Source organism: Sporomusa sp. (assembly GCF_057736855.1).
In genome coordinates this window covers 1-3,871 of the sequence record NZ_JBYKYF010000290.1, presented here as the reverse complement: position 1 = coordinate 3,871, position 3,871 = coordinate 1, and the positions used below count along the sequence as shown (strand labels likewise).

4 protein-coding genes are annotated in these 3,871 nt (G+C 48.9%); all 4 read right to left on the bottom strand.

Translation table 11 applies throughout. The features are described from left to right. Positions 1–518, bottom strand: a 518-nt coding sequence (gene hypD, locus AC29Z1_RS14840) for a hydrogenase formation protein HypD (RefSeq protein WP_488272233.1), incomplete at its 3' end; no start/stop codon positions are given. After that, positions 502–729, bottom strand: a complete 228-nt coding sequence (locus tag AC29Z1_RS14835; protein WP_488272232.1) for a HypC/HybG/HupF family hydrogenase formation chaperone — start codon at positions 727–729, stop codon at positions 502–504. The genes hypD and AC29Z1_RS14835, both read right to left, overlap by 17 nt. Positions 730–731: 2 nt before the next feature. Beyond that, positions 732–3,002, bottom strand: a complete 2,271-nt coding sequence (hypF, locus tag AC29Z1_RS14830) for a carbamoyltransferase HypF (protein WP_488272231.1) — start codon at positions 3,000–3,002, stop codon at positions 732–734. A gap of 127 nt (positions 3,003–3,129) precedes the next feature. Beyond that, on the bottom strand, positions 3,130–3,871 hold a 742-nt coding region (locus tag AC29Z1_RS14825), incomplete at its 5' end, for an SPASM domain-containing protein (protein WP_488272230.1).

The window sequence follows — 3,871 nt, the reverse complement described above, 5'->3', positions numbered from 1 at the left end:
GCAGGCGGCACCAGCTTCTGGGCTGACAACACCAAAAAGTTGTTCAGCTCCTGCTGCTTGGCTGTAAGCACCGCGGCTGCCACAGTGGGAGCGGTTGTTTCAAACCCAACCGCCAGAAAAATCACCCATTTATTCGGATTTTTCCTGGCAATTGACAAACTTTCCAATGGCGAATATACAATCCGGATATCGGCTCCCTGCGCCTTTTCGGCCATCAGCGATGACTCAGATCCCGGCACTTTGAGCATATCGCCAAAGGTGGTAATAATGGTATCTGGACGGCGGCTATAGGCAATAGCGGTATCCAAGTATTCGTTAGGTGTAACACATACCGGACAACCAGGGCCGCTAACCAGCTCCACAGTTGCTGGCAGTAATTGACGAATGCCATTGCGAAAAATGGCTACCGTATGGGTGCCACATACTTCCATAAGACGAACGGGCCGGCTTATTCGCTTGGCTATGCCTTGGGTAAAAAAAGCTGCGGCTCGGGCCGTTTGCTCAGTTGTCAGCAGCATACTGTTCAAGCTCCTTAAATAACTCCAAAGTGCGCATGGCTTCTTCCTTATCAATGGTCTGAATGGCAAAACCGGCGTGAATTAGCACATAGTCACCCACCATTGCCTCAGGCAACAGCATCAGACTAACCTGACGGGTTACGCCATTAATACTAACTGTGGCCATATATTCGTCACGTTCAGTTATGATCGCAGGAACCGCCAAACACATAATTATCTGCTCCTTTCCCCGGCAATAATCGCCTGACCAAGCGCCAGCCCGCCGTCATTGGGTGGCACCTGTCGGTGAAGATATATTTTCAACCCATTTTGTTTGAGCATTCCGATAATTTGGCTTAATAATTTCATATTCTGGAAGACACCACCACTTAAGACAATCTCCTGAATTCCGGTGGATTGGCTAATTTTCACTGTAAGTTCACAAGTGGCTGACGCCAAAGTTGTATGAAAATCAGCAGCTAGCTGCGAAATATGAGCACCTGCCTGTAGCTTATGGCATAGGGCGGTAAATAGCGGTCGGTAATCAAGCACCCATTTATCCTCCGTTTGGTAGATACTATAGGGCAACACCCTACCGACACAGTCCTGAGCCGCTTGTTCTAACTCAATGGCAGCTTGCCCTTCATAAGTAATGGTTTGACGTATGCCCAGCAGAGCGGCAACAGTGTCAAACCAGCGACCAGCACCTGAAGATAGCGGGGTATTAATTCCTTTTTCAGCAGCCGTCAGCACCCATTCCCAGCCAAGCGGCAACTCACGCGCCAGCGGTATGTCCTGGTGAACAAAGTCCGGGCCATACAGTTCTTTCAGCCACCAAAGTGCCAGCCGCCAAGGCTCACGGATAGCTTTAGCACCACCTGGCAGCGGCAAGGCCCTCAGATGTCCTGCCCGGTAATAGGTTGTCAGTTCTGCTACCAAAAATTCACCACCCCACAAGGTACCATCCGGACCATAGCCTGTGCCATCAAAGGCAATACCGATCACTGGACCGCGCAAATGATGTTCAGCCATTACGGCAGCAATATGGGCATGATGGTGCTGCACAGCAATTATCGGCAAATCAAGCGTCGCTGCATATTTAGTTGCTAAATACTCTGGATGCAGATCACAAGCAACTAGTTGGGGTGTAACACAAAGCAGCCGTTTGAAATGTTCAATAGCTTCTATATAGGATTGATAGGTAGACAGATTTTCCAAATCACCAATATGACCACTCAGAAATGCCTGTCTACCTCTTGTTAGACAAAAGGTATTCTTTAGTTCGCCGCCCACCGCCAGTATTGGTGGCAGTTCGCACGCCAATTGAATGGGTGCCGGAACATACCCCCGGCTACGACGGATAAAATACGGCTGATCTTCTACCACTCTAACCACCGAATCGTCAGCCCGGCAATAAATGTCCCGGTCATGAAGCAAAAAGTAATCAGCCATCGAATGAAGACGCGCCAACGCATCGTCATCCCGGTAAGCAATGGATTCATCACTGGTATTGCCGCTGGTCATAACCCAGACATCATCATGACCTAAGAGCAGGTAATGCACTGGTGCATAGGGCAGCATAACGCCGACATAGGGGTTACTGTCAGCAATGCCAACAGCTAACTTATAGTCCGGTCTTTTACGTAAAAGTACAATCGGCCTTGCTGCACTTAGCAATACCTGTTCTTCCGCAGCAGACACCAGACACTGAGTCTTCACTGCATCCAAACTGCCTGCCATTACAGCAAATGGTTTATCTTCACGGATTTTCCTCGTTCTCAGCTTGGCTACTGCTGCTTCATCTTTGGCATTTACTGCCAGATGATAGCCGCCAATCCCCTTGATCGCCAGAACAAAACCATTGGCTATCAGCTGAGCGGCTGTAACAAATATATCCTTGCCGCTATCTGGCAGTGGTCGTCCAGCACAATCCACCAATCGGTAAGCCGGCCCACATACCGGACAGGCGTTAGGCTGAGCATGAAAACGTCGATTGCCAGGATCATCATATTCTGCCTGGCACGCCGGACACATGGAAAACCGACGCATGGTGGTAGCTTGCCGATCATAAGGAATGTCTTGAATAATCGTAAACCGGGGACCGCAATCCGTGCAATTAATAAATGGATAACGGAACCGTCTGTCAGTTGGCTGCATGAGCTCCTCGACACAGTTATGGCAGGTGGCCACATCAGGCGGTACCAATGCGGTCTTACGGCTGCCCTCCACACTTGGCCGAATGCTAAAGCCAACATACCCTCTAGGTTCACGACTCTCTACTGTAATAGCATCAATAATTGCCAACGGAGGAGCCTTTTGCCTTATCGCAGCAATAAAGCCAGTAATCGCCGGCTGACTTCCCTCAATTTCAATATGTACGCCACTGTCATGATTAGCTACCCAGCCACGTACCCCGTACTGTATAGCTAGGTTATAAATAAAGGGGCGGAACCCCACCCCTTGCACAATACCGGTTATGTGAATATGGACAGCTTTGTTAGTCATGATAAGACTCCTTACTGTACCCGTTTATCTTATACATTGAGTCAAGCTGCTCGCCGCTAAAGGCATCTGCCGAGGTAGAATAAACCCTCGCTTCCGCCGTCGTTGTTTCAGCAAAGCCAAAACAAGTTTATGCCTGTGTCGCTATGGCCAGCTTGGCCTGGATCATAATGGCACATTCCAAACGCTTTTTCTGCAGTTCACAGCCCAGCTCATAAGGTTGATATAAGTCATTATGAAATAAATCAGCATTAGCATGACAGCCGCCGCTGCAATAAAATCTTGCCCAGCATTTACGACAAGTCGGCTTATTAAGCACATGTGCCTGACGGAATTTCACCGGCATTTCGGAGTTAGTTACTCCTTCATATATATTACCTAATTTATATTTGTCGCGTCCAACAAATTGATGGCAGGGATATAAATCTCCTTCCGGAGTGACGGCAAAATATTCATGCCCGGCACCGCAGCCGCTCAAACGTTTCGCCACACACGGACCATTACTTAAGTCAAGATTAAAGTGAAAGAACTCAAAACCCTTACCAGAGAGTTTGCGAGCTAGATATTCCTCTGCCAAAAGCTCATATTGTTTAAATAATTCAGGCAGATGAGCCTCGGTTAACGCATAATCCGCATCCTTAGCTACTACCGGCTCAACCGATAATTGCGCAAAACCCGCATCAGCCATGGCCAGCACATCGGCGGCAAAATCCAGGTTGTAGGCGGTAAAGGTGCCTCGTAAATAATAATTTTGTCCGCCGCGCGTTTCTACTACCTGCTTAGACAGACGGGCAGCCTTCTCATAGCTGCCTTTGCCGTTAGCGGCCGGACGCATACGGTCATGCACCTCCGGGCGTCCGTCAAGACTTAAT